The organism is Pseudomonas sp. NY15364, from assembly GCF_048068235.1.
In the GTDB taxonomy this organism is placed as follows: domain Bacteria; phylum Pseudomonadota; class Gammaproteobacteria; order Pseudomonadales; family Pseudomonadaceae; genus Aquipseudomonas; species Aquipseudomonas mendocina_D.
Window position 1 is genome coordinate 1 of the sequence record NZ_JBLUPX010000105.1, and the last position, 262, is coordinate 262.

Sequence of the window (262 nt, forward strand, 5' to 3'; positions counted from 1 at the left end):
GGTCTTGAAGTCCGGCGCCAGACGACCCAGCAACCACATCACCTCGATATTGCGCTGGCACTCCGCCTCCAATCGACGAGAGGAGCGAATGCGCTGGAAGTAGCCATATAGATATAGCTTGAGCAAATCAGCTGGATCGTAGCCAGGGCGCCCAGTCTTGAGTGGTTCGGCCTTGCTGAAACCCAGAGCCTGCAGATCCAGGCGGGCGACATAGGCCTCGATCACCCGTACCAGGTGATCCTCCGGCACCAGCTCCTCCAAT

General features: G+C 58.8%; 1 protein-coding gene. It reads right to left on the reverse strand.

Features of this window, described 5'->3' with window-relative positions; genetic code table 11:
* Window positions 1–261: transposase (locus ACNFCJ_RS24175; RefSeq protein WP_416773908.1), on the reverse strand; the 261-nt coding region annotated here is incomplete at its 3' end.
* Window position 262: the final 1 nt, after the last annotated feature.